The sequence below is a fragment of the Cellulomonas marina genome (genome assembly GCF_900111925.1).
Taxonomy (GTDB): Bacteria; Actinomycetota; Actinomycetes; order Actinomycetales; family Cellulomonadaceae; genus Cellulomonas; species Cellulomonas marina.
In genome coordinates this window covers 90,624-115,150 of the sequence record NZ_FOKA01000002.1, presented here as the reverse complement: position 1 = coordinate 115,150, position 24,527 = coordinate 90,624, and the positions used below count along the sequence as shown (strand labels likewise).

General features: G+C 75.7%; 21 protein-coding genes. 10 read left to right on the top strand and 11 right to left on the bottom strand.

Annotated elements, in window-relative coordinates; all coding sequences use genetic code 11:
- Positions 1-42: 42 nt before the first annotated feature.
- A complete protein-coding gene (locus BM048_RS03055) occupies positions 43-2,169 on the bottom strand; it encodes a DNA gyrase/topoisomerase IV subunit B (RefSeq protein WP_090030732.1) in 2,127 nt (708 codons plus the stop codon).
- Between the two features lie 313 nt (positions 2,170-2,482).
- Here BM048_RS03055 and BM048_RS03050 point away from each other — a divergent pair, with 313 nt between their 5' ends.
- Positions 2,483-2,740 (top strand): DUF7455 domain-containing protein, encoded by a 258-nt coding sequence (locus BM048_RS03050; protein WP_175499232.1) that lies wholly within the window; start codon positions 2,483-2,485, stop codon positions 2,738-2,740.
- A 308-nt stretch (positions 2,741-3,048) separates the two neighbouring features.
- On the opposite strand, the gene BM048_RS03045 is transcribed toward BM048_RS03050, so the two are convergent.
- The 3 genes from BM048_RS03045 to BM048_RS03035 form a co-directional block, all read right to left on the bottom strand.
- On the bottom strand, positions 3,049-4,653 hold the full coding sequence (locus BM048_RS03045) for an RNA polymerase sigma factor (protein ID WP_090030729.1): 1,605 nt from the start codon (positions 4,651-4,653) through the stop codon (positions 3,049-3,051).
- Between the two features lie 234 nt (positions 4,654-4,887).
- Entirely contained in the window at positions 4,888-5,280 is a 393-nt protein-coding gene (locus BM048_RS03040) for a universal stress protein (RefSeq protein WP_090030726.1), read from the bottom strand.
- Between the two features lie 161 nt (positions 5,281-5,441).
- Positions 5,442-6,590 carry a DUF4192 domain-containing protein gene (locus BM048_RS03035; RefSeq protein WP_090030724.1) on the bottom strand — a complete coding sequence of 383 codons (1,149 nt, stop codon included), beginning with the start codon at positions 6,588-6,590 and terminating at the stop codon, positions 5,442-5,444.
- 137 nt (positions 6,591-6,727) lie between these two features.
- Here BM048_RS03035 and BM048_RS03030 point away from each other — a divergent pair, with 137 nt between their 5' ends.
- Both BM048_RS03030 and BM048_RS03025 read left to right on the top strand, forming a co-directional pair.
- Positions 6,728-7,273, top strand: a complete 546-nt coding sequence (locus BM048_RS03030; RefSeq protein WP_239078567.1) for a hypothetical protein — start codon at positions 6,728-6,730, stop codon at positions 7,271-7,273.
- Positions 7,274-7,282: 9 nt separating this feature from the next.
- A complete protein-coding gene (locus BM048_RS03025) occupies positions 7,283-8,395 on the top strand; it encodes a polyprenyl synthetase family protein (RefSeq protein WP_090030722.1) in 1,113 nt (370 codons plus the stop codon).
- A 33-nt stretch (positions 8,396-8,428) separates the two neighbouring features.
- On the opposite strand, the gene BM048_RS03020 is transcribed toward BM048_RS03025, so the two are convergent.
- Positions 8,429-8,854, bottom strand: coding sequence for an Rv2175c family DNA-binding protein (locus BM048_RS03020; RefSeq protein ID WP_090030720.1), 426 nt, complete (start codon positions 8,852-8,854; stop codon positions 8,429-8,431).
- A 232-nt stretch (positions 8,855-9,086) separates the two neighbouring features.
- Between BM048_RS03020 and BM048_RS03015 the strand changes: the two genes are divergently transcribed.
- Positions 9,087-10,268 carry a LysM peptidoglycan-binding domain-containing protein gene (locus BM048_RS03015; protein ID WP_090030718.1) on the top strand — a complete coding sequence of 394 codons (1,182 nt, stop codon included), beginning with the start codon at positions 9,087-9,089 and terminating at the stop codon, positions 10,266-10,268.
- Between the two features lie 50 nt (positions 10,269-10,318).
- Positions 10,319-12,301: a Stk1 family PASTA domain-containing Ser/Thr kinase gene (gene pknB / locus BM048_RS03010; protein ID WP_308439459.1), complete on the top strand. Its 1,983-nt coding sequence runs from the start codon at positions 10,319-10,321 to the stop codon at positions 12,299-12,301.
- Between the two features lie 99 nt (positions 12,302-12,400).
- Here the strand turns inward: pknB and BM048_RS03005 are convergent, their stop codons facing one another.
- The 3 genes from BM048_RS03005 to BM048_RS02995 all read right to left on the bottom strand — a co-directional run bounded on the left by BM048_RS03005 (position 12,401) and on the right by BM048_RS02995 (position 15,913).
- Positions 12,401-13,753, bottom strand: coding sequence for a class II 3-deoxy-7-phosphoheptulonate synthase (locus BM048_RS03005; protein ID WP_090030714.1), 1,353 nt, complete (start codon positions 13,751-13,753; stop codon positions 12,401-12,403).
- Complete coding sequence (locus BM048_RS03000) at positions 13,750-14,970, bottom strand: pyrophosphate--fructose-6-phosphate 1-phosphotransferase (protein ID WP_090030712.1); 1,221 nt, start codon at positions 14,968-14,970, stop codon at positions 13,750-13,752. The genes BM048_RS03005 and BM048_RS03000 overlap by 4 nt, the downstream gene beginning before the upstream one ends.
- A gap of 157 nt (positions 14,971-15,127) precedes the next feature.
- Positions 15,128-15,913 carry a lysophospholipid acyltransferase family protein gene (locus BM048_RS02995; protein WP_090030710.1) on the bottom strand — a complete coding sequence of 262 codons (786 nt, stop codon included), beginning with the start codon at positions 15,911-15,913 and terminating at the stop codon, positions 15,128-15,130.
- Between the two features lie 156 nt (positions 15,914-16,069).
- Between BM048_RS02995 and BM048_RS02990 the strand changes: the two genes are divergently transcribed.
- Positions 16,070-16,741, top strand: a complete 672-nt coding sequence (locus BM048_RS02990; protein WP_090030708.1) for a hypothetical protein — start codon at positions 16,070-16,072, stop codon at positions 16,739-16,741.
- 91 nt (positions 16,742-16,832) lie between these two features.
- Here BM048_RS02990 and BM048_RS02985 read toward each other — a convergent pair whose 3' ends face one another.
- Positions 16,833-17,777, bottom strand: coding sequence for an ROK family glucokinase (locus tag BM048_RS02985; protein ID WP_090030706.1), 945 nt, complete (start codon positions 17,775-17,777; stop codon positions 16,833-16,835).
- Positions 17,778-17,926: 149 nt separating this feature from the next.
- Between BM048_RS02985 and BM048_RS02980 the strand changes: the two genes are divergently transcribed.
- The 3 genes from BM048_RS02980 to BM048_RS02970 all read left to right on the top strand — a co-directional run bounded on the left by BM048_RS02980 (position 17,927) and on the right by BM048_RS02970 (position 21,999).
- Positions 17,927-19,738, top strand: coding sequence for an AMP-dependent synthetase/ligase (locus BM048_RS02980; protein ID WP_090030704.1), 1,812 nt, complete (start codon positions 17,927-17,929; stop codon positions 19,736-19,738).
- Between the two features lie 76 nt (positions 19,739-19,814).
- A complete protein-coding gene (locus BM048_RS02975) occupies positions 19,815-21,710 on the top strand; it encodes a DEDD exonuclease domain-containing protein (protein ID WP_090030702.1) in 1,896 nt (631 codons plus the stop codon).
- Positions 21,711-21,717: 7 nt separating this feature from the next.
- Complete coding sequence (locus BM048_RS02970) at positions 21,718-21,999, top strand: Lrp/AsnC family transcriptional regulator (RefSeq protein WP_090030700.1); 282 nt, start codon at positions 21,718-21,720, stop codon at positions 21,997-21,999.
- An 80-nt stretch (positions 22,000-22,079) separates the two neighbouring features.
- Here the strand turns inward: BM048_RS02970 and trpD are convergent, their stop codons facing one another.
- Positions 22,080-23,153, bottom strand: coding sequence for an anthranilate phosphoribosyltransferase (gene trpD, locus BM048_RS18385; protein WP_203708646.1), 1,074 nt, complete (start codon positions 23,151-23,153; stop codon positions 22,080-22,082).
- Complete coding sequence (locus tag BM048_RS18380) at positions 23,150-23,587, bottom strand: response regulator (protein ID WP_203708648.1); 438 nt, start codon at positions 23,585-23,587, stop codon at positions 23,150-23,152. The genes trpD and BM048_RS18380 overlap by 4 nt, the downstream gene beginning before the upstream one ends.
- Before the next feature lie 172 nt (positions 23,588-23,759).
- On the opposite strand from BM048_RS18380, the gene ctaE reads away from it, so the two are divergent.
- Positions 23,760-24,398 (top strand): aa3-type cytochrome oxidase subunit III, encoded by a 639-nt coding sequence (ctaE, locus tag BM048_RS02960; protein WP_090030695.1) that lies wholly within the window; start codon positions 23,760-23,762, stop codon positions 24,396-24,398.
- Positions 24,399-24,527: the final 129 nt, after the last annotated feature.

The following is a 24,527-nucleotide window of genomic DNA, read 5'->3' as shown; positions in this document are numbered from 1 at the left end:
CACCCTGGCGCGCGGCACGCGCGGGGGGCCAGCCCTTTGCGCTCAGACGTCGATGCGGCTGCGGTCCAGCGCCGTCGCCCCCGCGACGATGAAGTCCTTGCGGGGTGCCACGTCGGAGCCCATGAGCAGCTCGAAGACCTCCTCCGCGCGCTGCGCGGCCTCGGCCGTCACGCGCCGCAGGGTCCGGTGCCGCGGGTCCATCGTCGTCTCCGCGAGCTGGTCCGCGTCCATCTCCCCCAGCCCCTTGTAGCGCTGGATGTCGTCCTTGTAGCGCCGACCGGCCCGGTCGAGCTTCTTCAGCGTCGCGGCCAGCTCGGCCTCCGAGTACGTGTAGAGGTACTCGCCCTTGCGGCCGCCCGAGCCGACCACCTCGATCCGGTGCAGCGGGGGGACGGCGGCGAACACCCGTCCCGCCTCGACGAGGGGCCGCATGTACCGGAAGAACAGCGTGAGCAGGAGCGTGCGGATGTGGGCGCCGTCCACGTCGGCGTCCGTCATGAGCACGATCTTCCCGTAGCGCGCGGCCTCGAGGTCGAAGGTGCGGCCGGAGCCGGCGCCGACGACCTGGATGATCGCCGCGCACTCGGCGTTCTTCAGCATGTCCGTGACGGACGCCTTCTGGACGTTGAGGATCTTGCCGCGGATGGGCAGCAGGGCCTGGAACTCCGAGCTGCGCGCCAGCTTCGCGGTGCCGAGCGCGCTGTCCCCCTCGACGATGAACAGCTCGCTGCGCGAGACGTCGTCGCTGCGGCAGTCGGCCAGCTTCGGGGGCAGCGACGAGCTCTCCAGCGCGTTCTTGCGGCGGGAGATCTCCTTCTGCTTGCGCGCCGACAGCCGCGCGCGCATCTCCCCGACGACCTTCTCCAGCAGGCGGGTGGCGTGCTCCTTGCCCGCCCGGTCGGTCGCCCCGAGCACCGCACCGAGCTGGGTGTCGAGCACCCGGGCGACGATCGCGCGGACCGGTGCCGTGCCGAGGACCTCCTTCGTCTGGCCCTCGAACTGCGGTTCGGCGAGGCGGACCGTCACGACGGCCGTGAGGCCGGCGAGAACGTCCTCCTTCTCGATGCGCTCCTCGGCGTCCTTGCCCGACACCTTCAGCCGCCGCGCGTTGGCCTCGACCGCCTTGCGCACCGTGCGCAGCAGGCCCTGCTCGAAGCCCGCCTGGTGGGTGCCACCCTTGGGGGTGGCGATGATGTTGACGAAGCTGCGCAGCTCCGTGTCGTAGCCGGTGCCCCAGCGCAGCGCCACGTCCACCTCGCAGGTGCGCCGCACCTCCTGCGGCGTCATGTGGCCCCGCTCGTCGAGCACGGGGACGGTCTCGGTGAAGTCGCCCGCGCCGGTCAGGTGCCACGTCGGCGTCTCGGCCGCGTCGGGTGCCAGGTGCTCGACGAAGTCGACGACGCCGCCGTCGAACCGGAACGTCTCCTCGTGCGGGCCGTCCGCACCGGGCGTGCCGGCGAGACCGCGCTCGTCGCGCACGACGATCGTCAGGCCCGGCACGAGGAACGCCGTCTGCCGCGCGCGGGTGACGAGCTCGTCGTACCCGAAGACCGCGGTCGCGGGGAAGACCTGCCGGTCGGCCCAGTAGCGCACGCGCGTCCCGGTCCTCGCGCGGGCGACCTTGCCGACCACCGCGAGCTCGGACCCGGACACGAACGGCTCGAACGGGGAGTCGGGGCCGCGGCCCGCGGAGTCGTCGAACGTCCCGGGCTCGCCACGGTGGAACGTCATGCGGTGCGTGCGGCCGTGCCGCTCGACCTCGACGTCGAGCCGCGCCGACAGCGCGTTCACCACGGAGGCACCGACGCCGTGCAGGCCGCCCGAGGCCGCGTACGAGCCGCCGCCGAACTTGCCGCCCGCGTGGAGCTTGGTGAAGACGACCTCGACCCCCGTCAGGCCCGTCTTCGGTTCGGTGTCGACCGGGACGCCGCGGCCGTTGTCGCGCACCTCGACGGACTGGTCGGCGTGCAGCACGACCTCGATGCGGTCACCGTGCCCGCCGAGCGCCTCGTCGACGGAGTTGTCGATGATCTCCCAGAGGCAGTGCATGAGGCCGCGGCTGTCGGTGGTGCCGATGTACATGCCGGGGCGCTTGCGCACCGCCTCCAGCCCCTCCAGCACCGACAGGTGCCGGGCGGTGTAGGAGGACGGGGAGGACGTGGCGGTCACCCCCTGATCGTAGGTGGTCGGCCCCGACCCCCTTCGGGCACCGCGCCGACGTGCTGCACCACGGTGCTCCACCGGGCGCGTCCATCCCTCGGACGGGTGGTCAGCACCACAGACCACCCGGAGGGGTGGTCCCGGCCGCCGTCCGACGACCGCGGGGACGGGGCGCGGCGCAGGTGGAGCGGGTGGGGGCGCCGGCAGGGGCCGCCGCCGACGGCGCGACGGGGTGTGACGGCCAGGTCACCGCCGTGTTGCGGTCCGGAGACGACCGGGTGGAAACCTGTACGCCGGGGGCGAACCGGTCGATCCTCACGGCATGGATGCCGACCTCGGATGGTTGACTGACATCGTGAACACCACGATGAGCGCACCTCTGACCGTGGCCGACCGCTGCGACCGTTGCGGCGCGCAGGCGTACGTCCGGGTGGTGCTGGACGCCGGAGACCTGTTGTTCTGCGCGCACCACGCGCGCGAGCACGCCCCCAAGTTCGCGGACGTGGCCACCCACGTCCAGGACGAGACCGACCGCCTCCACGCCGAGCACGGTGCCGGCGCGGGTGCGGCCGCACGCTGACCTGACCTCCCGACACCGACCTCGCTGCGCGTCGAGCAGGACGCCGCAGGGCCGACGGGCCCGGACCGACCACGGTCCGGGCCCGTCGTCGTCCCCGGCCCCCCGGCCGTCGACGGCACCCCCTGCCGCGCGGCGCGCCGCGCACGACGGGAGGGGGACGGTGGCTGCCCCACCCCCGGTCGTGCCGCCCACGCTAGGGGCGCACGGCCCCACGCCCGCGGGACCTTCGTCCTCCGCCTGCGTCCGGGCAGCACGACGGCCCCGTCCCTGAGGGACGGGGCCGTCGTGTCGTGCGACCGCAGGCCGGGTCAGTCGAGGTAGTCGCGCAGTACCTGCGACCGCGACGGGTGCCGCAGCTTCGACATCGTCTTGGACTCGATCTGCCGGATCCGCTCACGCGTGACGCCGTAGACCTTGCCGATCTCGTCCAGCGTCTTCGGCTGGCCGTCGGTGAGGCCGAACCGCATGGACACGACGCCGGCCTCGCGCTCCGACAGCGTGTCGAGCACCTGGTGCAGCTGCTCCTGCAGCAGCGTGAAGCTGACGGCGTCGGCCGGGACGACGGCCTCGGAGTCCTCGATGAGGTCCCCGAACTCGCTGTCCCCGTCCTCGCCGAGCGGCGTGTGCAGGGAGATCGGCTCGCGGCCGTACTTCTGGACCTCGACGACCTTCTCGGGCGTCATGTCCAGCTCCTTGGCCAGCTCCTCCGGGGTGGGCTCGCGGCCCAGGTCCTGGAGCATCTGGCGCTGGACGCGGGCCAGCTTGTTGATGACCTCGACCATGTGCACCGGGATGCGGATGGTGCGGGCCTGGTCGGCCATCGCGCGCGTGATGGCCTGACGGATCCACCACGTGGCGTACGTCGAGAACTTGTAGCCCTTGGTGTAGTCGAACTTCTCGACCGCACGGATGAGACCGAGGTTGCCCTCCTGGATGAGGTCCAGGAACAGCATGCCGCGGCCCGTGTAGCGCTTGGCCAGGGAGACGACGAGGCGCAGGTTCGCCTCGAGCAGGTGGTTCTTGGCGCGCCGGCCGTCGTGCGCGATCCACTTGAGCTCGCGCTCCATGGTGGCGTCCATCTGCGTGCCGGACGCCAGGCGCTCCTCCGCGAAGAGGCCCGCCTCGATCCGCTTGGCGAGCTCGACCTCCTGCTCCGCGTTGAGGAGCGCGACCTTGCCGATCTGCTTGAGGTAGTCCTTGACCGGGTCGGCCGTGGCGCCGGCCGTCACGACCTGCTGCGCGGGGGCGTCGTCGTCGTCGGCGTCCGAGACGACGAAGCCGGTGGCGTCGTCCCCCTCCTCGGAGCGCGCGGCGGCGGGCGCGGCCTCGACCTCGTCGGTGGCGTCCTCCTCGGGGGCCACGACGACCTCGTCGGTCTCCTCGACCTCCTCGATCGCGACGTCCTCGAGGTCGGCCCCGGCGGTCGGGCCGTCCTCCTCCACCAGCGCCTCGTCGTCGCCGTCCACCGGCGCGCCCTTGACGGGCTTGGTCGCGGCGGCCTTGGCCGTCGTGGCCTTGGCCGCAGCCGCCTTGGTGGGCTTCGCAGCGGTGACGGCCTTCGCCGCGGCGGGCTTCGTCGCGGTCCTGGCGGTCGCCGCCTTCGCACGGGCGGGGCGGGCGGGGGCGTCCTCGCCGTCCACGGCCGCCTCGCTCTTCGGCCGGGTCCGTGCCGTCGTCGCGGCGACCGCACGGGCCGGCGCGGCCACGGCGTCCTTCACCTCGATGCCGGCCGTCGCGAGGCCGCGGAGCACGGCACGCAGACGCTTGGCGTCCTGCACGTCGGCGCCTTCGCACGCGGCACGGACCTCGGCCGCGTCGACACCACCGTGCGTGCGACCGCGCCGGACCAGGTCCTGGAGGGCGGGGTGCTCGAACTCACGGGGCAGCGCGGGATGCGTGGTCTGGGACGTCACAGAGGACCTTTCGGCAGCACGAACCGGAGGGCGTCCGGAAGGGGTGGTGGATATTGTACCGACCACCTGCGGACCGGCGAGGAGCCCCGCACGGGGGACGGCGGGTGCTCGGACGACCCCCAGCACCCGGTCGGGCGACCCGACGGGTGGGGACGGGGTCGGACCCACGCCACAACGGACCCCCGGCGCGCCGTATTCCCGTCGCCGACCGACGGCGGCGACCGGCGTCGCCGGTCAGGCGGAAGGTTTGGCCGTCAGGACCGGGCAGGGCGCGTCGAACAGCACCCGCTGGGCGTTGACGCCGAGGATGAGCTTGCCGACCGGGCTGCGGCGGCGCAGGCCCAGGACGACGAGGGCGGCCCCGGTGCTCTCCGCGGTGGAGATGAGGTCGTCGGCCACATCGCCGCCCTCCATCACCCGGACCTCGTGCGGCACCCCCTCGGCCTCGAGCCGCCGGCCGACCTCCGCCAGCTCGTCCTCCAGGGCGGCGCGCCCGCCCGCGTCCCCGTCGGGCCCCAGGCTGGCGACGAGCAGCACCGGCAGGGAGCGCATCCGCGACTCGGCCACGGCGGCGTCCAACGCCGCCCGGCCCTCGGGCGTCGCGACGTACCCCACGACGATGCTCATCAGCTCTCCCCTCCGCCCGGCCGCGTGCAGGACTGGTCGCGGGCCGGCCGGGCACCGGAGGGGCCCCGTCGCCGGCGCCGCCGTCGTAGGTGCGACCGTACCCGAGGGGCGACGGCCGCACGCCGCGAGCGCCCGGGCCGGCCGGGCGGGCCCCCCGGCACCTAGGGGACACGCGCCGACCGCTCGCGCCGTGCCCACCCCGGCGGCAGCCCTGCCTCGCCCACGTCGCGCAGGAGGAGCGCCAACCCGTGCGCGGGGTCGTCGGCCAGGGCGGCGTCCACGTGCGCCGCGGCCCGCACCCCGTCGCCGTGCCACCACGCCAGGAGCGCCAGGAGCGTCCGGGCCGGTGCCTGCGCGCCCCTCCGCCCGTGCGCGACGACCGCCTCCAGGGCACGCACCAGGGCCGCGGCGGCGCCCGGCGGGCGGACGCCGGCGACCGGGTCGACCAGGGCGGACAACGCGCGGCCGAGCTCGTCGTCCTCGCCGCGGTCCCGCGCGGGGCCGGCCGGCGCCAGCGTGCGCTCGGCGAGGTCCCCGGTGCCGGGCACGAAGGTGACCAGGACCGCGTCCCGCACCGTCGCGTCCGTCAGGCCCGCCTCCACCCGGCCGAGGTCCGGCGGGGCGGGCGTCCGTCCCGCCTCCGTCGCGTCCACGAGACGGCGCCAGGCGGCGAGCGTGTCGGACCGCCACACCGCGTGCGCGGCGGTGCCCGGTGCGGCGAGCGCGGCCGCGCGACGGTCCTCCGCCCGCCGCCGCGCCCGGGCGGTCGCACGTCGCGCCTCCCCCGGTGCGGGGCGCACCACGCCCACCTCGTCGCGAGAGGCGAGGACGACGCTGCCGGCGACCACCATCGTGGCGCCGACCTGCGTCGACTCGAGCTCGCGCAGCGGCCTCCCGCCCGGTGGGCAGCACGCGGGGTCCGTGCAGTCGAGGGACAGGTACCCCGTCCCCGCGACGACCCAGCACGGCACCTCCCCGAGCACGGGCTCCGCCGCGCCGCGCAGCACGGCCACGGCGGCGACGACGTCGGGGCGGCGGTGCGTGCGCGGGTCCTCGGGCACGTAGAGGACGAGGAGGGCGTGCGCCGCCCCGTCCCGGCCCAGGTGCCCGACGAGCGTGCGCGCGAGCCGCCCGCCCTCCTCGGGCCGCCCGAGGCCCGCCAGGTCCACCCGCGCGACCAGGCCCACCTCCCCGCGCGGCGGGCGCAAGCTCACGACCACGGCACTCTCCTCGGGCGCGAAGCCGAGCCGGTGCGGCAGGAGGGACAGCAGCTCGCGGGCCTCGGCCACGCGGAGGGTCACGGGTTCCATGCCGCGCAGCCCACCCGACGGAGGCCCCGTCGCGGGTCCCGCGCGGACCGGAGGTGGACGGGGAGGTGGGTCGACCGGGCTGGGGACGGCTCGGCGGCGCCGCGCCGCGCCGCGGGTGGCTCACCTACAGTGACGGCGTGCCGCGCCCCGCCGTCCCGACCGTTCGCGCACCCCGTCGGGTCGTCGCCACCCTGCTGGTGGCCGCCGCGGGCGCCGGGGTCGCCGGGTGCAGCACGAGCGCGCCGGCCCGGCTCGACCCGCCGGCGGGCGCGACCGCGCTGCTGACGCCGACGGCCGCCCCGACGGGCGTGCTGCCCTCGACGGACCCGTCGGCCGGCACCGTCGGCGCTCTCGCCGAGGGCTTCCCGGCGGACCTGGTCCCCGTGCCCGAGGGTGCGGAGGTGCTGGTGTCGTCCGCGCAGCCCGTCGAGGGCACCGACCTGACGAGCATCAGCCTCAACCTGCGGTCGCCGGCGGACGTCGCGGCCCTCGTCGCCGCCCTGCGGGACCCCCTGCTGGCCGCCGGGTTCACGGAGACGTCGACGGCACCGCCGGCCGGGCTGGCGGCCCAGAGCACCTTCGCGCGCTCCGAGGGCGGCGAGCTGCTCGTGCTCGGCGTCGTCGACGACGGGGACACGCGCACGGCGACGCTGGGCGGCACCGTCCGCGCGACCGGCACCTAGAGTGCCCGCGTGAGCGACACGGAGGTCCTGGGCGTCGAGGACGTGCGCGCCCTCGTCGGGCAGCGCGTGGAGGAGCACCTCGTGCGCCTCCGGCCGGTGCTGGCGCAGGCCGGCGACGACGGACCCGTCGCCGACGCCCTCGAGGAGATGCTGCGGGGCGGCAAGCGGCTGCGCGCGGCCTTCTGCTACTGGTCCTTCCGCGCGCACGGCGGGCGTCCGGGGACGCCGGAGGCCGAGGCGGCGCTGCGCGTGGGGGCGTCGCTCGAGCTGTTCCAGGCCGCCGCGCTCTTCCACGACGACGTGATGGACGAGTCGGACACGCGCCGCGGCCGGCCCGCCGCGCACCGGGCCTTCGCCGCCCGGCACACCGCTCACGGCTGGTCGGGCCGCGCCGACCAGTTCGGCACCTCGGCCGCGATCCTCCTCGGCGACCTGGCTCTCGTCGCCAGCGAGCAGGAGTTCGCCGCGGCGCTCGCGGACGCGCCGGCGCCGCGCGCCCGGTCGGCGCGCGCGGTCTTCGACCTCATGCGCACGGAGGTGACCGTGGGGCAGTACCTCGACGTGCTCGCCCAGGTCCTGCCGTGGGGCGAGGAGCCTGCCGCCGACGAGCGCCGCGCGCGGCAGGTGGTCCGTGCCAAGGCCGCCCGCTACTCCGTGGAGCACCCCCTCGTGCTGGGGGCGTGCCTCGCGGACGCGTCGACGGTGCAGCTCGCCGCGCTCCGGGCGGTGGGGCTGCCCCTCGGCGAGGCGTTCCAGCTCCGCGACGACCTGCTGGGGGTCTTCGGGGACCCGACGACGACGGGCAAGCCGGCCGGTGACGACCTGCTCGAGGGCAAGCGCACCGTGCTCGTGGCCCGCGCGGTGGCCGCGGCCCGTGCGGCCGGGGACACCGCGACCGAGGCGCTCGTGCGGAGGCGACTCGGGGACCGGTCCATGTCGCCCGTCCAGGTCGCGGAGCTGGCCGCCGCCATCCAGGCGAGCGGCGCGGTGGACGAGGTCGAGGCCCTCATCGACGCGCTCGCCCGCCAGGCCCTCGACGCGGCGGAGGCCGCCGACTGGGCGGAGCCCGGGCGCTCGCGCCTGCTGGGCCTCGCCCGCGCCGCGGTGGACCGCCGAGCCTGACCCCGGGCCTGACCGTCGGGCCTAGACGTCTACCTAGAGCTCGGCCTGCGCTCGGCGGCGCACCTCGGTCTTGCGGCCCTCGCGCAGGGCGGACATGGGCGTGCCCGGCAGGCTCTCGTCGGGCGTGAAGAGCCAGGTCACCGCCTCCTCGGCGGAGAACCCGGCGTCCGACAGGACGGTGAGCGTGCCCTGCAGGGCCGCGAGCACCGTCCAGCGCGGGAGGTCCTCCGCGCGGGACGGGGCCGCCGGGTTGGCCAGGTGGCCCGGCACCAGGAAGTCGGCCGGCACCTGCAGCACGGGCGGCGTCCCGCGGCGGACGCCGACGAGCCGGCCCTCCTGGAGGATCCGGCGGACCTTGCCCGGGTCGGTGCCCAGACGCTCGGCGACGTCGGGGACGGTCAGCCACTCCCCGACGAGGGAGTCGAGGGGGTCGGCGGCGGGGGTCTGCTGCGGGTCCACGGCGGCAGCGTAACGAGGCGGCGGCGCTCCAGGACGCCGCGCCGAATCACACCCGTGGAACTCCGCCGTCCGACTACCCGCGCTCATCCGACGTCGTCTACGGTCGATCCGTCACAGCAGTCCCACTGTTCACGGCAGTCACAGCAGTCCCACCGCGGTGCCATCCCGGCCGCCGCGCCGAGCACGTCCGTCCGCCCCGTGGTGGGGAGCGACGGCACCCTGGAGAGCACCCATGACGTCCAGCACCCGGACCGGCGCGATGCGCCGCGTCGGTCCCAGCACCGGCGCCACCCTCGTCATCGCCGCCGCCGCCGTGGCGGGCGGCGCGGCGCCCGCGCACGCCGACGAGCAGGTGAGGGTGCGCTCTGGCGACACGGTCAGCGCCATCGCCGCCCGCACCGGCAGCAGCGTCCGCGCGATCGCGGACGCCAACCGCCTCGCCGACGTGCACCGGATCCGCGAGGGCCAGGTGCTCACCGTCCCGACCGGCGCACCGTCCGCCCCGCGCGCCGCCGCAGCGGCTCCTGCCGCTCCCCCGGCGCCGGCCGCCACCGCCTACACCGTCGTCACCGGCGACACCGTCGGCGCCATCGCCGCCCGGACGGGCAGCTCCGTCGCCGCCATCGTCGCCGCCAACGGGCTGGACTCCCGGGCCTTCATCCGCGCGGGCCAGACGCTGCAGATCCCCGGCGCGGGAGCGGCCGCGGCACCGGCGCCCGCGGTCGCCGCGGCGGCCGTGAGCACCGCCACGACCTCCGTCACGGTCCGCCGCGGCGACACCGTGGGCGCCATCGCCGCCCGGACCGGCACCACCGTCGCCGCGGTCGTCGCCGCGAACGGCCTGGACGCCCGGGCCTTCATCCGTGAGGGGCAGGTGCTGACCGTGCCCGTGGCCGCGGCAGCCACCCCCGCCGCACCCGCCCCCGCGAGCGTCGGCAACACGTTCGCGGGGAGGACCTACGCCGACGACGTGGTCGCCGCGGCCAACGCCAACAAGGCCGCGCTCGTGCGCGCCGGCGTACCGTCGAAGGCGGACATGCAGGCCAAGGTCGCCGCCACGGCCCGCGCCATGGGCGTCGACCCCGCCCTCGCGCAGGCCGTCGCCTTCCAGGAGTCGGGCTTCAACCACACGGCCGTCTCCCCCGCCAACGCGATCGGGACGATGCAGGTGATCCCGTCCTCCGGCGAGTGGGCCTCGCAGCTCGTGGGGCGCCCGCTGGACCTGCTGCACCCGGACGACAACGTCGTGGCCGGCGTGGCGATCCTGCGCTCGCTGGTGCGCACGTCGGCCGACCTGCCCAGCGCCATCGCCGGCTACTACCAGGGCGCCGCGTCCGTGCGGAAGAACGGGATGTACGCCGACACCCGCCGGTACGTCGCGAGCGTGCAGACGCTCATGACGCGGTTCGGCTGACGGTCGGCGCCTCCCGGTCCCCGACCGGGGCCGACCGTAGACTGCGCGCCGTGAGGGCACCCGCCGCCGACCCGATGATCGGCCGTCTCGTCGACGGCCGGTACGCCGTCGTGGCGCGCATCGCCCGCGGCGGCATGGCCACGGTGTACCTCGGCGTCGACCGGCGGCTCGACCGCGAGGTCGCCGTGAAGGTCATGCACCCGCACCTGGCGGAGGGCGCCTCGGGCAGCGAGTTCGTGGCCCGGTTCCGCCGGGAGGCGCGGACCGCGGCCCGGCTCACGCACCCGGGGCTCGTGGCCGTCTACGACCAGGGCCTCGACGGCGACACCTCCTACCTGACGATGGAGTACGTCGACGGGTCGAACCTGCGCCGGCGGCTCGGGGAGCTCGGGGCGCTGACGCCGGGCGAGGCGCTGGGCGTCGCGGAGGACGTGCTCGACGCGCTCGCGACCGCCCACCGCCAGGGCCTCGTGCACCGGGACATCAAGCCGGAGAACGTCCTGCTCGCCGCCGACGGCCGCGTCAAGCTCGCCGACTTCGGGCTCGCGCGCGCCGTCACGGAGGTGACGTCCACCTCCACGGGGACGATGCTCGGCACCGTGGCGTACCTGGCGCCGGAGCTCGTCGCGCACGGCGCGAGCGACGCGCGCACCGACGTGTACGCGTGCGGGATCCTGCTGTACGAGATGCTCACCGGGCGGCAGCCCTTCACGGGCGAGACGCCGCTCATGGTGGCGCTGCAGCACGTCAAGGAGCGCGTCCCGGCACCGTCGGCCCTCGTGCCGTGGCTGCCGGTCGAGCTCGACGAGCTCGTCGCCGCGCTGACCGCCCCCGACGCGGACGAGCGGCCCGAGCACGCGGGCGCGGCGCTCGCGCTGCTGCGCCGCACACGGGGCGCGCTGGACGCGGCCGTGCTGTCCCGGCGCCCCGACGTCCCCCCTTCGCTCCCGGCTCCGGGTGCGGGATCGGGCGGCGGCGACGGCACCGGGGAGGGGTGGGACGACGACCCCCGCGCCGACGACGACGGGGCGACGACCCGACTCGCCTCGGGTCCCGGGACGACGGTGGCCCTGCCCATCGGCGCCGCCGCGTTCGACGACGACGAGGTCCCGCCCCCGCACGGACGACGCCGTCGGCGGGGCGCGCTGCTCGCGGTCCTCGCCGTGCTCCTGCTCCTCGGCGGCGGCGGCGTCGCCGCCTGGTGGTTCGCCGCCGGACCGGGCGCCCGCGTGGCGGTGCCGGCCCTCGTCGGGCGCGAGGAGGCGGCCGCGGTCGCGCTGCTGCAGGACGCGGGCTTGCGGGGCGAGCGGGGCGAGACCTTCAGCGACGAGCCCGTCGGCAGCGTCGTCGCCAGCGACCCCGCACCGGGGACGTCGGTCCCCCTCGACGCCGTCGTCGGCTACACCGTGTCCCTCGGGCCGGACCTCGTCGACGTGCCGACCGAGGGGGTGGTCGGCGCGCTGCAGGCCGACGCCGCCGCCGTGCTGGCCGCCGCCGACCTCCAGGTGGCGTACGAGCAGGCGTACGACGACGCCGCCGGCCCGGGCTTCGTCCTCGGCGCCGCACGGCCCGACGGCGCACCGCTCGAGGGCGGCCAGCTCGAGCGCGGCTCGGTGGTGACGCTGACCGTCTCGCAGGGGCCCGCGCCCGTGACGATCATCTCGGTCGTCGGGCAGACGCTGGACGCTGCCCGTGCGGCGCTGTCGCAGGACGCGCTGGAGGTGGTGGTCGAGGAGGCCTTCTCGGACACCGTCGACGCCGGCCGGGTCGTCTCGCAGGACCCCGCCTCCGGGACCGCCGGCCACCGCCGGGACACGGTGACCGTCGTCGTCTCGAAGGGGCCCGAGCTCGTCGAGGTGCCCGACCTGACCGGCCGGCAGTACGACGACGCGGCCGCGGCGCTCGAGGCCCTCGGGCTGCGCGCCGACCGGACGAACGTCCTCGGGGGCATCTTCGGGACCGTCCGGTCGCAGAGCGTCGACCCGGGTGACCAGGTGCGCAAGGGCACCACCGTCACGCTGACCGTCGTCTAGCGCGGCCGCGGGCCTCGCCCTGCGCCGGGCCGACGGCACGCAGGGCCGGCCCCGTGCCCGGGGCCGGCCCTGCGTGCGTGCCGGTCGTGCTCGTGCGCCTCAGTGCTGGCGCAGCAGCTCCACCACCTGGAACGCCATCTCCAGCGACTGCTGGTGGTTCAGCCGCGGGTCGACGAGCGTCTCGTACCGCCGCGCGAGGCCCTCCTCGTCGATCTCCTCCGAGCCGCCGAGCACCTCCGTCACGTCGTCGCCGGTCAGCTCGATGTGCAACCCGCCCGGCACGGTGCCGAGCGCACGGTGCACCTCGAAGAAGCCCGCGACCTCGTCCATGACGTCGCTGAACCGGCGCGTCTTGTAGCCGCTGGCGGACGTGATGCCGTTGCCGTGCATGGGGTCGCACACCCAGGTGACGGGCCGCCCGTCGGCCGCCACCTTCTCCACCAGCGACGGGAGCAGGTCGCGCACGCGGCCGGCACCCATACGGGTGATGAAGGTGATGCGGCCCGGCTCGGCCGTGGGGTTGAGCCGGTCCATGAGGGCCAGCGCGTCGTCGCCCGTCGCCGTGGGGCCGAGCTTGATCCCCAGCGGGTTGTGCACGCGGGAGAAGTAGTCGACGTGCGCCCCGTCGAGCTGGCGGGTCCGCTCGCCGATCCACAGGAAGTGGCCCGAGCAGTCGTACGGCCGGCCCGTCCGGGAGTCGATCCGCGTGAGCGGCCGCTCGTAGTCCAGCAGCAACCCCTCGTGGCTGGCGAAGAAGTCGACCGTGCGCAGGGCGTCGAAGTCCGCCCCGCAGGCCGCCATGAACCGGATGGCCCGGTCGATCTCCGCCGCGATCTCCTCGTACCGGCTGTAGGCCGGGTTCTGCATGAACCCGCGGTTCCACTCGTGCACCCGCTGCAGCGACGCGAAGCCGCCGGTGGTGAAGGCGCGCACGAGGTTCAGCGTCGCCGCGGAGGTGTGGTACGCCTCGAGGAGGCGCTGCGGGTCGGGCGTGCGCGCCTGCGCCGTGAAGTCGTACCCGTTGATGATGTCGCCGCGGAACGCCGGGAGCGTGACGCCGTCGCGCGTCTCGGTGTCGGCGCTGCGGGGCTTGGCGTACTGCCCCGCCATGCGGCCCATCTTGATGACCGGCAGGCTGGCGCCGTACGTGAGCACGACCGCCATCTGCAGGATCGTCATGATCTTGTGCCGGATGCGGTCCCCCGTCGCCTCCGCGAAGGTCTCCGCGCAGTCCCCGCCCTGCAGCAGGAAGGCCTCGCCCCGGCCCGCCGCCGCCAGGCGTGCGCGCAGGTCGTCGGCCTCCCCGGCGAAGACGAGCGGCGGCAGCGACGCGAGGCGCCCGGTCACCTGCGCGAGCCGTCCCGCGTCCGGCCAGGCCGGCTGCTGCACGGCCGGCAGGGCGCGCCAGGCGTCGAGGCCCTCGAGGACCCGCGGGTCGGCCTCGACGCTCACGCGTGGTCCGCCGGGACGAGGTCCTGCCCGATGTCCGCCAGGAGCGCGCCGAACCACGGCTGCTGCACGTCGAACGGCTTGCCGCCGGCGATGCGCGGGAACGCGATGGCCTTGAGCCGGTCGCCGTCCTCCTCGTCGTGCCCGATGACCCCGGCCTCGCCGCGCAGCGCGCACTCCACCGCCAGGTCGGTCATGGACTTGATGAGGCGCAGGTCCTCGGCGTTGGCCGCCGCGGCACGCGAGAAGTACCCGGACTTCTGCACCATGACCTTCTCGGCGCCGAGCTTCTCCGCGAACTGCTTGGCGAACCACTGGCCCGGGTTGATGGTGTCGAGCTTGACGTGGCCGAACGCGTCGCGCCCGACCTCCTGGCCGGAGGCCTCGAGCTGCTCGACGATCTCGTGCATGCCGGCGCCCTCGGACAGGAAGACGTTCACGTTGCCCTGGGCGTCCATGATGCCCTTGAGCCGCGCGGCCTCCGCGTCGATGTCGAGCGCCAGCTCGGGGAGGAACACGGCGTGGACGTCCCAGCGCTCGCGCGCCAGGCCGATGCCCGGCACCCACTCCTGCTGGTCGAGCCACTTGCGGTACGCCACGGCGGAGGCCGCCGTCAGCCAGCCGCAGTGCCGGCCCATGACCTCGTGGACGATGAGCATGCGGGGCCCGGAGCGGTGCTCGCCGATGATGTTCGCGGCGAAGCCGGCGGCCTCCTCGGCCGCCGTCCAGGCACCGAGGGACTGCTTGATCGGCACGACGTCGTTGTCGATGGTCTTGGGCAGCCCCACGACCGTCAGGCCGTAGCCGTTGTCGGCGAGGTAGGCGGCGAGGTCCGCGGCCGTGGTGTTCGTGTCGTCGCCGCCGATGGTGTGCAGCACGTCGACGCCGTCCGCCTTGAGCTGGTCGGCCGCCACCTGCAGCGGGTCCTGCCCCTCCTGCACGAGGCCGCGCTTCACGCAGTCGGCGACGTTGGTGAGCTTGACCCGCGAGTTGCCGATGGGCGAGCCGCCGAACCGGTGCAGGATGCCGGCGTTCGCCCGCACCTCGTCGGACACGACGACCTTGTCCCCGAGCAGCAGGCCGTGGTAGCCGTGCTGGTACGCGATGATCTCGACCTCGGGCGCGATCTCGGTGTAGCGCTCGATCAGCCCCCCGACGGCCGAGGACAGGCACGGAGCGAAGCCACCCGCGGTGAGGAGGGCGACGCGACGGACCGACATGGGACACACCTCTCGTAGGCGAGCCCGCGGCACGGGCTCTGCGACGGACGGCCCCCGGTGCCGGGGTGCGGTCCGGGGACGTGGCCACCCGGGCTGCTGGTCCCGGCCGGGGACGCGCGCGGGCGCACGCCGGCCGGTCCCGCCGCGGGGGCCGCGGTCATCCTACTGAGGAGCCGCCCTCGTCCTGCGGGGGGACCGGTACCTGGACGTCGGGCGCCGGTCGACCGCCGGGGGCCACCGCGGGACCGGCGGCGGTGTCGCCCGCGGCCGCGGGGTGCCCCGAGGCGATGCGCGCCTTCTGGGTGGCGGCGTACACGTCGACGTACTCCTGCCCCGACAGGCTCATGATCGCGTACATGATCTCGTCGGTGACCGAGCGCAGGATGAAGCGGTCGTTCTCCATGCCCTGGTAGCGGCTGAAGTCGAGCGGCTCGCCGATGACGATGCCGATGCGCATGACCTTGGGGATGCGGCGGCCGACGGGCTGCGCCACGTCCGTGCCGACCATCGCGACCGGCACGACCGGCGCCCCGGACTCCAGCGCCAGGCGCGCGATGCCCGTCTTCCCCCGGTAGAGGCGGCCGTCGGGGCTGCGCGTGCCCTCGGGGTAGATGCCGAACAGCTTGCCCTCGCCCAGGCGCCGCAGGCCCGTGTGCAGCGCCGCCTCGCTGGCCTTGCCGCCGCCGCGGTCGACCGGGATGGTGCCCACGCCCTTCATGAAGCCCGCGGTGAGCCGGCCCTTGAGGCCGCTGCCCGTGAAGTACTCCTGCTTGCCGATGAACACGAGCTCGCGGTCGATGACGAGCGGGAGGAAGAAGGAGTCGATGACGGCGAGGTGGTTGCTGGCGAAGATGGCCGGGCCGTCCGTCGGCACGTTCCCGGCGCCGCGCACCCACGGGCGGTACACGAGGCGCAGGAGCGGACCCACGAAGACCCGCTTCATCAGCCAGTAGAACAACGCCCCGCCTCTCGTCCCGCCCGTCCCGCCGGTCCTCCGGCAGCACCCGTCCGGCGCCGGCGCGTCGGGCGGGCCGCGCCGGGGACCGCGCCGGGAACCGCCGCCGTGCCCGGCGTCAGGGGACGACTCTAGAGTGCATCCATGCCGCAGCGCCCCGATGACCCCGCCGCCGACGCCTCCGGCCACGCGGCGGACGACGTCTGGGAGGACCTCGTCGCGCGCCTGCGTGGCATGGGCGGCATGGACGGGGCACCGGGCGCGACGGGTGGGGGTGCCGGCACGGCCCCCGCGGGGGCGTCGTCCGGCGGTCCGGCCGCGACGTCCCCCGACGAGGCGTCGGACGGCGCGCGCGGCGACGACGCGGCCGGCACGCCGCCCGCCGTCGGTCCCGCGGGGCTGCAGCCCCGCACGGTGCGTCCCGCGCGGCGCGCCCCGGGGGACGACGCGGCGGGTGCGGGCGGTCGCGGCACCGCCGACGCGCCCGTCCCCGCCCCGCTGCCCGGGGCGGACGGCCGGTCCTGGGACGCCACCGACCGGATGGACGCGGCGGAGCGCCGCGTCGACGAGGCCGAGCGCTTCGTCCCGCCGGACCCCGGACCGGTCCTCGGTGGCGAGCCGCTGCGCACCGCCGCGTGGCTGGCCGTGGTCGGTGCGCCGCTGCTCGTGGTCGTCGCGCTCGTCGCGTGGCCCGGGGCGCCCGCCTCGGTGCTGCAGGCGGCCGGGGTCGTCTTCCTGCTGGGCATCGCCGTGCTCGTGTGGCGGATGCCGCACCGGCGGGACCCCGACGACCCCGACGACGGCGCGGTCGTCTGACGGCGGGCGGCGCGACGACGGCCGTCACGACGACGGCCGTCACGACGACGGCCGTCGCCGGTGCCCGGCCTGCTGTCGGACGGGTGCGACGTCAGTGCCGCGCCAGCTCCGCGGCGCCGACCATGCCGGCGTCGTTGCCCATCTCCGCCGCGACGATGCGGGCCTCGGGCCGGTGCCCGCGCGCCGACAGCTGCTCGGTGAACCCCTGGCGCACCGGGCCCAGCAGCAGGTCCCCGGCCTCCGCCACGCCACCGCCCACGACGATGAGCGCCGGGTCGAGCAGCGCCGCCACGGACGCGCTCCCCTCGCCGATCCACCGGCCGAGCGTCGCCAGCAGCTCCACCGCCAGGGGGTCGCCCTCCTGCGCCGCCTGGGTGACGTGCTGGCCCTTGAGCTTCTTGGGCCGGCCGCCCGCGAGCTCGAGCAGCCGCTCGGACCGCTCGGGGAAGGTCACCATGTGCGCCTGCGCCTCGCGCACCAGCGCGGAGCCCGACGCGTACTGCTCCCAGCAGCCCTCGTGGCCGCAGCCGCAGTAGTGCCCGCCGGGGACGACGCGCATGTGCCCGACCTCGGCCGCGACGCCCCAGGCGCCGCGCACGAGGTGGCCGTCGACGACGACCGCGCCGCCCAGACCCGTGCCGATGGTCAGCAGCAGCATGTCGTCCGCGTCGCGCGCGGCGCCGAACCGGAACTCGGCCCAGCCCGCCGCGTTGGCGTCGTTCTCGACGACGATGCGCAGCCCCTCCCCCAGCTCGCGGGCGACGTTGTCCCGCAGCGGGTGGTCACGCCACGGCAGGTTCGGCGTGAACCGCACCGTCGCGCGGTCGGTGCCGATGAAGCCCGGCGCCGCCAGGCCGATCGCCCCGACCTCGTAGGAGCCCATGAGCTCACGGCACGCGTCCACGACGCCGGCGTCGACGCTCGCCGCGTCCGTGGGGTCGGTCGGGCGGCGCGTCGAGGCCAGCAGCTCGCCGTCCGCGGACACGACGCCCGCCGCGATCTTGGTCCCGCCGATGTCGACCCCGATGGCGTGCATGCGTCCGTTGGCTCCCTGTCCGTCGGTCCTTCGTCCCCTGGCGTCCGGGCACCGGGCGCGCCGACACGCTACCGGCCGTCCTGGGCCGCCGTGCGCGACGTCCGTCCCGTAAAGTCGTGGGACCCGTCACGCCTGCCGAGGGAGTCAGCATGGACGAGTCGCACGCCCCCCTGCTCGTGGAGCTCGACCGCGCGAGCAACCTGAACGACCTGCTCGCGCGCCGCGTCGCGGGGACGCCGGGCAGCGTCCTCGCCGAGCGCGGCCACCCCGACTGGCAGCCCGTCACCGCGCGCGCCTTCGCGGACGAGGTGCTCGCCGTCGCGCGGGGCCTCGTCGCCCTCGGCGTCGGGCCGGGCGACCGGGTCGGCCTCATGTCGCGCACCCGCTACGAGTGGACCCTCCTCGACTTCGCCGCGTGGGCCGCCGGCGCCGTGCCCGTGCCGCTCTACGAGACGTCGGCGGCGGAGCAGGTCGCGTGGATCGTCGGCGACGCGGAGGTGGGGCTCATGGTCGTCGAGACCCCGCAGCACGCCGCCACGGTGGAGCGGGTGCGCGACCGGACGCCCTCGCTGCGCACGGTGCTCGTGCTCGACGAGGGCGCCGTCGCGACCCTCGTCGCCGCCGGGGCCGACGTGCCCGACGAGGAGATGGCGCGCCGGGCGTCCCTGGCGACCCTGGACGACACCGCCACGATCATCTACACCTCCGGCACCACCGGCCGGCCGAAGGGCGTGCCGCTCACGCACGGCAACTTCGCCGAGCTCTCGGCCAACGCCGTCGAGCAGCTCGGCGTCGTCATCAGCGCGCCCGGCGCGCGGACGCTGCTGTTCATGCCGCTCGCGCACGTCTTCGCCCGGTTCATCGAGGTGCTGTGCGTGGCGTCGGGGGCGGTGCTGGGGCACACCGCCGACACAACGGACCTCCTGCGCGACCTCGGGGCGTTCCACCCGACGTTCGTCCTGGCGGTCCCGCGCGTGTTCGAGAAGGTCTACAACAGCTCGGAGCAGAAGGCCGCCGCCGCCGGCCGCGCCGCGATCTTCCACCGCGCCGCGGACACCGCCGTCGCGTGGTCCCGTGCCCTGGACACGCCGGGGGGCCCGGGGCTCGTCCTGCGCCTGCAGCACCGGGTGCTCGACGCGCTCGTGCTGTCGAAGATCCGGCGGGCGCTCGGCGGGCGGGCGCAGTGGGCCATCTCGGGCGGCGCCCCGCTGGGCGAGCGCCTGGGCCACTTCTACCGCGGGTGCGGCCTGACGGTCCTCGAGGGCTACGGCCTGACGGAGACGACGGCACCGGCCACGGTCAACCGGCCGGAGCGCGCCAAGATCGGCACCGTCGGGCCCGCGATGCCCGGCACCTCCCTGCGCATCGCGGCCGACGGCGAGATCCAGGTGCGCGGCGTCGGCGTGTTCCCCCGCTACCACCGCAACGAGGCGGCCACCGCGGAGGCGTTCGACGACGGGTGGTTCCGCACGGGCGACCTCGGCGCGCTCGACGAGGACGGCTACCTGCGCATCACCGGCCGCAAGAAGGAGATCATCGTGACGGCCGGCGGCAAGAACGTCGCCCCGACGGTCCTCGAGGACCGGCTGCGCGCGCACCCGCTCATCAGCCAGGTGGTCGTCGTCGGGGACCAGCGGCCGTACATCGGCGCGCTCGTCACCCTCGACGCGGAGGGGCTGCCCGGGTGGCTGGCCACGCACGGGCGCCCGGCGATGACGCCCGCCGAGGCGGCCACCGACCCCGAGGTGGTCGCCGCGCTCGACGCCGCCGTCGCCGCCGCCAACGAGGAGGTCTCGCGCGCGGAGTCCATCCGCCGCTACCGGGTCCTCGCCACCGACCTCACCATCGCCGGCGGGCACCTGACGCCCAAGCTCAGCATCCGCCGGGCGGAGGTCCTCAAGGACTTCGCCGCGGACGTGGACGCGCTGTACGACGGCACCCCGGGGACCTCCGCGCCCTGATGCCGGTCCCGCCCCGGCGCGCCCGGGCAGGCGTGTCCGGGCCGCCGTGTCGGTGGCCCGGGCTACCGTCCCCGCCATGCCCGACCCCCTCCCCCCGCGCGTGCCGACCGACCGGGGCGCCCGCGCCGCCGCGGCGTCGGCGCAGGCGGTGGTCGCGGGCGTGGGCACGCACCTGGCGCCGGGCCTGCAGGTCGGGTTCGACGACCTCGGCACCCCCCTGCACGAGGTGACCTTCGTCGTCGTCGACCTCGAGACGACGGGCGGGTCCGCCGCCGAGTGCGGGATCACCGAGATCGGCGCGGTCAAGGTCCGGGGCGGCCAGGTGCTGGGCGAGTTCGCCACCCTCGTCGACCCGGGCGAGCCGGTCCCGCCGCAGATCCAGGTGCTCACGGGCATCACGACGGCGATGCTCGTCGGGGCGCCGCGCATCGAGGAGGTGCTGCCCGCGTTCCTCGAGTTCGCGCGCGGCTGCGTCCTCGTCGCGCACAACGCACCGTTCGACGTCGGCTTCCTCACCGCCGCCGCTCGCCGCACGGGCCACCCCTGGCCGGGCTTCCCCGTGGTCGACACGGTCCGGCTCGCCCGGCGCGTCGTGACGCGCGACGAGGCGCCGAACCACCGGCTGGCCACGCTCGCGGCGCTGTTCCACGCCTCCGTGGTCCCCGAGCACCGGGCCCTGGGGGACGCGCAGGCGACCGTCGACGTCCTGCACGCGCTCCTCGCACGGCTGGCCCCGCTGGGCGTCACGCACCTCGAGGACCTGGCCACGGCGGCCGACCCCGTGCCGGCCGACGTGCGCCGCAAGCGCACCCTGGCCGACGGCCTGCCGCACGCGCCCGGCGTCTACCTCTTCCGCGGCCCGCGCGACGAGGTGCTCTACGTCGGCACCTCCACCACGTCGTTGCGCACGCGCGTGCGCACCTACTTCACCGCGGGGGAGAAGCGCGGCCGGATGACCGAGATGGTGCGGCTCGCCACGCGGGTCGACGCGGTCGTGTGTGCGACGCCGCTGGAGGCCCGCGTGCGCGAGCTGCGGCTCATCACGGAGCACTCCCCGCGGTACAACCGGCGCTCCCGCTTCCCCGAGCGGATGCCGTGGGTGCGGCTGACCGTCGAACCCTTCCCCCGGCTGTCGGTCGTCCGCCAGGTGCGCGACGAGCCGGGCGCCGCGTGGATCGGGCCGTTCCCGTCCACGGGCGCCGCCACCCTGGCGGTCGAGGCCCTGCACGCCGCCTTCCCCGTCCGGCAGTGCACCCGGCGCCTGCCCGCCGTCGCGCCCGCCGGGGCGTCGGCGTGCGTGCTGGCCGAGGTCGGCCGCTGCGGCGCACCGTGCACCGGCGGCCAGGACCTGGCGTCCTACGCGACGGTCGTCGATGGGATGCGCGCCGCGATGACGGGGGACCCGTGGCCCGTCGTGTCCGCGCACGCCCGCAGGATCACGGCGCTGGCGGCGCAGCACCGCTACGAGGAGGCGACGACCGTGCGGGACCGCCTGCAGGCGTACCTGCGCGGTGCGGCCCGGACGCAGCGGATCGGCCCGCTCGCCCGCACCCCCGAGCTCGTCGCGGCCGCCCCCGTCGAGGGGGGCGGGTGGGAGCTCGTCGTCGTGCGGCACGGCCGGCTGGCCGCCACCGCGCGTGTCGACCGCCGCACCGATCCGCGTCCGGTGGTCGAGGCGCTGCGGGCCTCGGCCGAGCACGTGGCCGCGCCCGGTGCGCCGGCCCCGGCGTGCCACCCGGAGGAGACCGACCTCGTGCTCGCCTGGCTCGACCGTCCCGGGGTCCGTCTGGTGCACGCGCCGGACGGCTGGGCCTCCCCCGTGCGCGGCGCGCAGTCGGTGTCCGACGTGGCGGCCGCGGTCACGACCGCCGTGCTCCTCGCGACCCGCACCGACGACGACGACGTCCCGGCAGGGGACGTGGCGCGCCCCGTCACCGTCGCGGGTCCCGTGCTGCGCGGCCGGTCGGCATGATGGGCCCATGATCACCGCCATCGTGCACATCGACACCGAGGCCGCCCGCATCCCCGAGGTGGCGGCCGTCGTCGCCGACCTGCCCGGCGTGAGCGAGGTCTACTCCGTCACCGGCGGCGTCGACCTCGTCGCGATGGTGCGCGTGCGCGAGCACGAGGAGCTGGCCGACGTCATCGCCGACCGCATCTCGAAGGTGCGCGGCGTCGTGCGCACGCAGACGTTCATCGCCTTCCGCACGTACTCCCGGCACGACCTGGACCAGGCCTTCGCCCTGGGCCTCGACGACTGACGGTCGACGGGGAGGGCCCGCCGGGCCGGTCCGCGGGGCCGAGCCTGCCGGTCCAGGCCGCCGGGGATCTGGCCGTCGGGTCAGGCCGTGGTGCCGACCGCCGCGCGCCAGCGGTCGAGCAGGTCCGCTGCGGCACCGGAGTCGACCGTCCGCGCCGCGACCTCACGACCGGCCGCCAGGCGCTCCACGAGCGTGCCCGTGCCCGTTCCGGGCGAGGAGCCGTCGGCCACGAGGGCGGCCGCGGCGTTGAGCAGCACCGTGTCGCGGACGGGACCGCGCTCGCCCGCGAGGAAGCGCCGGGCGACCTCGGCGTTGTGCGCCGCGTCGGCGCCCCGCAGGTCGGCGAGCGTCGTCGCCGGCGTGCCGAGGTCGGCGACCGTGTCGACGAGCTCCTCGCGGACCTGCCCGTCGACCACCTCCCAGAACCGCGTGGGAGCCGTCGGCGCGATCTCGTCGAGCCCGTCCTCGCCCCGGAACACGAGCGCCCTGGTCCCGCGGGCGGCCAGCACGCCGGCCATCAGCGGGGCCATCCGGGCGTCGGCCACCCCGATGGCCGCGGCGCGCGGCGAGGCCGGGTTCGTCAGCGGCCCGAGGAAGTTGAACGCCGTCGCGATCCCGAGGTCGCGCCGGGCGACGCCGGCGTGACGCATGGCCGGGTGGAAGGTCAGCGCGAAGCAGAAGGTGATGCCCACCTCCGTCGCCAGCGCCTGCACGCGGTCGACCTCCTGGTCCAGCCGGATGCCCAGCGCCTCGAGCACGTCCGCCGAACCCGACGACGAGGAGGAGGCGCGGTTGCCGTGCTTGACCACCCGCACGCCGGCGCCGGCGACGACGAGCGAGGCCATGGTGGAGATGTTCACCGTGTGCGCCCGGTCGCCGCCGCTGCCGACGACGTCGACGGTCGGGCCGGGGACCGTGATGCGACGCGCGTGCGCCAGCATGGCGTCGGCCAGGCCGGTCAGCTCGGCGACCGTCTCGCCCTTGGCCCGCAGCGCCACGAGGAAGCCCGCGACGCGTGCCGGTGGGACCTCCCCCGCCATGATCTCGTCCATGGCCCAGGCGGTGCGCTCGGCGGACAGGTCCTCGCCGCGCACGAGCGCCGCGAGGAGGTCCGGCCACGTGGGCGAAGGGGTACCCGTGCCTGGCGCGCTCACGGCGCCGCGACGGGGGTCGTCGCCGGTTCCGGGCCGCGCAGCAGCCCCGCCACCGCCTCGTGCAGCCGCTGCGGGTCCAGCGGGCGGGACACCACCTCGTCGGCCTCGGACCACGCGGCGAGCCAGGCGTCCTGCGGCCGTCCGGTGAGCACCAGCACCGGCGGGCAGTCGAACACCTCGTCCTTGAGCTGCCGGCACAGGCCCAGGCCGCCCACCTTGTCGGCCTCCCCGTCGAGGACGAGCAGGTCCAGGCCGCCGCGCTCCACGCTCGCCAGCACCGCGGCCGCCGTGGCCACCTCCACCCAGCCGATCTCCGGCGTCCCGCGCCCCACGCGCCGTCCCACCGCCAGGCGGACCTGGGCCCGCACGTCGACGTCGTCGCTGTAGAGGAGGATCTGCGGGCCCCGTGCGAGCCCGGCGTCGGCGCTGCTCATGGCGACATGGTGGCACGGCGCGGGGCAGGCGCGGGCGACGCGGCTCGCGGCCCTCCCGCGGGCCCCGGGCTGAGGTCGCACTGAGCCCCGGGAGGTGACGGTGTGACAGATCAGGGGTCCCACCGGTGGGTCGAAGGACCCATGACCTCCACTGTTCCGCCATACTGACGACGTGTCTGCTGCAACGGCTGCCCCGCGCACCACCCCTCACGCGAGCGTCAACCGCCCGAACCCCGTGTCGGTCGGCACGATCGTCTGGCTGGCGAGCGAGCTCATGTTCTTCGCCGCCCTGTTCGCCATGTACTTCACGGTGCGCGTCGCGGTGCCGGACCAGTGGGCGATCCAGACGGAGAAGCTCAACATCCCCTTGTCCATCACGAACACCACGATCCTCGTGCTCTCGTCCGTGACGTGCCAGTACGGGGTGTGGGCGGCCGAGCGGTTCCAGCCCTCGCGCAGCGGCTCGCTGCTGCAGGTCAACCGCTGGGGCATGCACGAGTGGATGACCCTGACCTTCGTCATGGGCGCGATCTTCGTCGCCGGCCAGGTGTACGAGTACGCGGAGCTCGTCCAGGAGGGCCTGACGATCTCCTCGAGCCCCTACGGCTCCGTCTTCTACCTGGCGACGGGCTTCCACGGCCTGCACGTCGTGGGCGGCCTGCTGGCCTTCCTCTTCCTCCTCGGGCGCTCCTTCGCGGCGAAGCGGTTCGGGCACCACGAGGCCACCACGGCGATCGTCGTGTCGTACTACTGGCACTTCGTCGACGTCGTGTGGATCGCCCTGTTCTCGGTCGTCTACCTGCTGCGGTGAGGTGACGACCCGATGAGGCTCTCAGCGACCCCCCAGGGACCGACGGGGACGATGGCCAGGACCACGGGGTCCGGCACGCAATCGGGGCCGGCGCCTGCGCCGTCCCCCCGCACCAGCACCTGGACCCAG

Bases quoted from the DNA above. Each gene is read 5' to 3' on its own strand.
- BM048_RS03050 (WP_175499232.1), top strand. From the start codon at position 2,483: ATGGATGCCGACCTCGGATGGTTGACTGACATCGTGAACACCACGATG.
- BM048_RS03040 (WP_090030726.1), bottom strand. From the start codon at position 5,280: ATGAGCATCGTCGTGGGGTACGTCGCGACGCCCGAGGGCCGGGCGGCG.
- BM048_RS03035 (WP_090030724.1), bottom strand. From the start codon at position 6,590: ATGGAACCCGTGACCCTCCGCGTGGCCGAGGCCCGCGAGCTGCTGTCC.
- BM048_RS03015 (WP_090030718.1), top strand. From the start codon at position 9,087: ATGACGTCCAGCACCCGGACCGGCGCGATGCGCCGCGTCGGTCCCAGC.
- BM048_RS03000 (WP_090030712.1), bottom strand. From the start codon at position 14,970: ATGTCGGTCCGTCGCGTCGCCCTCCTCACCGCGGGTGGCTTCGCTCCG.
- BM048_RS02995 (WP_090030710.1), bottom strand. From the start codon at position 15,913: ATGAAGCGGGTCTTCGTGGGTCCGCTCCTGCGCCTCGTGTACCGCCCG.
- BM048_RS02990 (WP_090030708.1), top strand. From the start codon at position 16,070: ATGCCGCAGCGCCCCGATGACCCCGCCGCCGACGCCTCCGGCCACGCG.
- BM048_RS02985 (WP_090030706.1), bottom strand. From the start codon at position 17,777: ATGCACGCCATCGGGGTCGACATCGGCGGGACCAAGATCGCGGCGGGC.
- BM048_RS02980 (WP_090030704.1), top strand. From the start codon at position 17,927: ATGGACGAGTCGCACGCCCCCCTGCTCGTGGAGCTCGACCGCGCGAGC.
- BM048_RS02975 (WP_090030702.1), top strand. From the start codon at position 19,815: ATGCCCGACCCCCTCCCCCCGCGCGTGCCGACCGACCGGGGCGCCCGC.
- BM048_RS02970 (WP_090030700.1), top strand. From the start codon at position 21,718: ATGATCACCGCCATCGTGCACATCGACACCGAGGCCGCCCGCATCCCC.
- BM048_RS18380 (WP_203708648.1), bottom strand. From the start codon at position 23,587: ATGAGCAGCGCCGACGCCGGGCTCGCACGGGGCCCGCAGATCCTCCTC.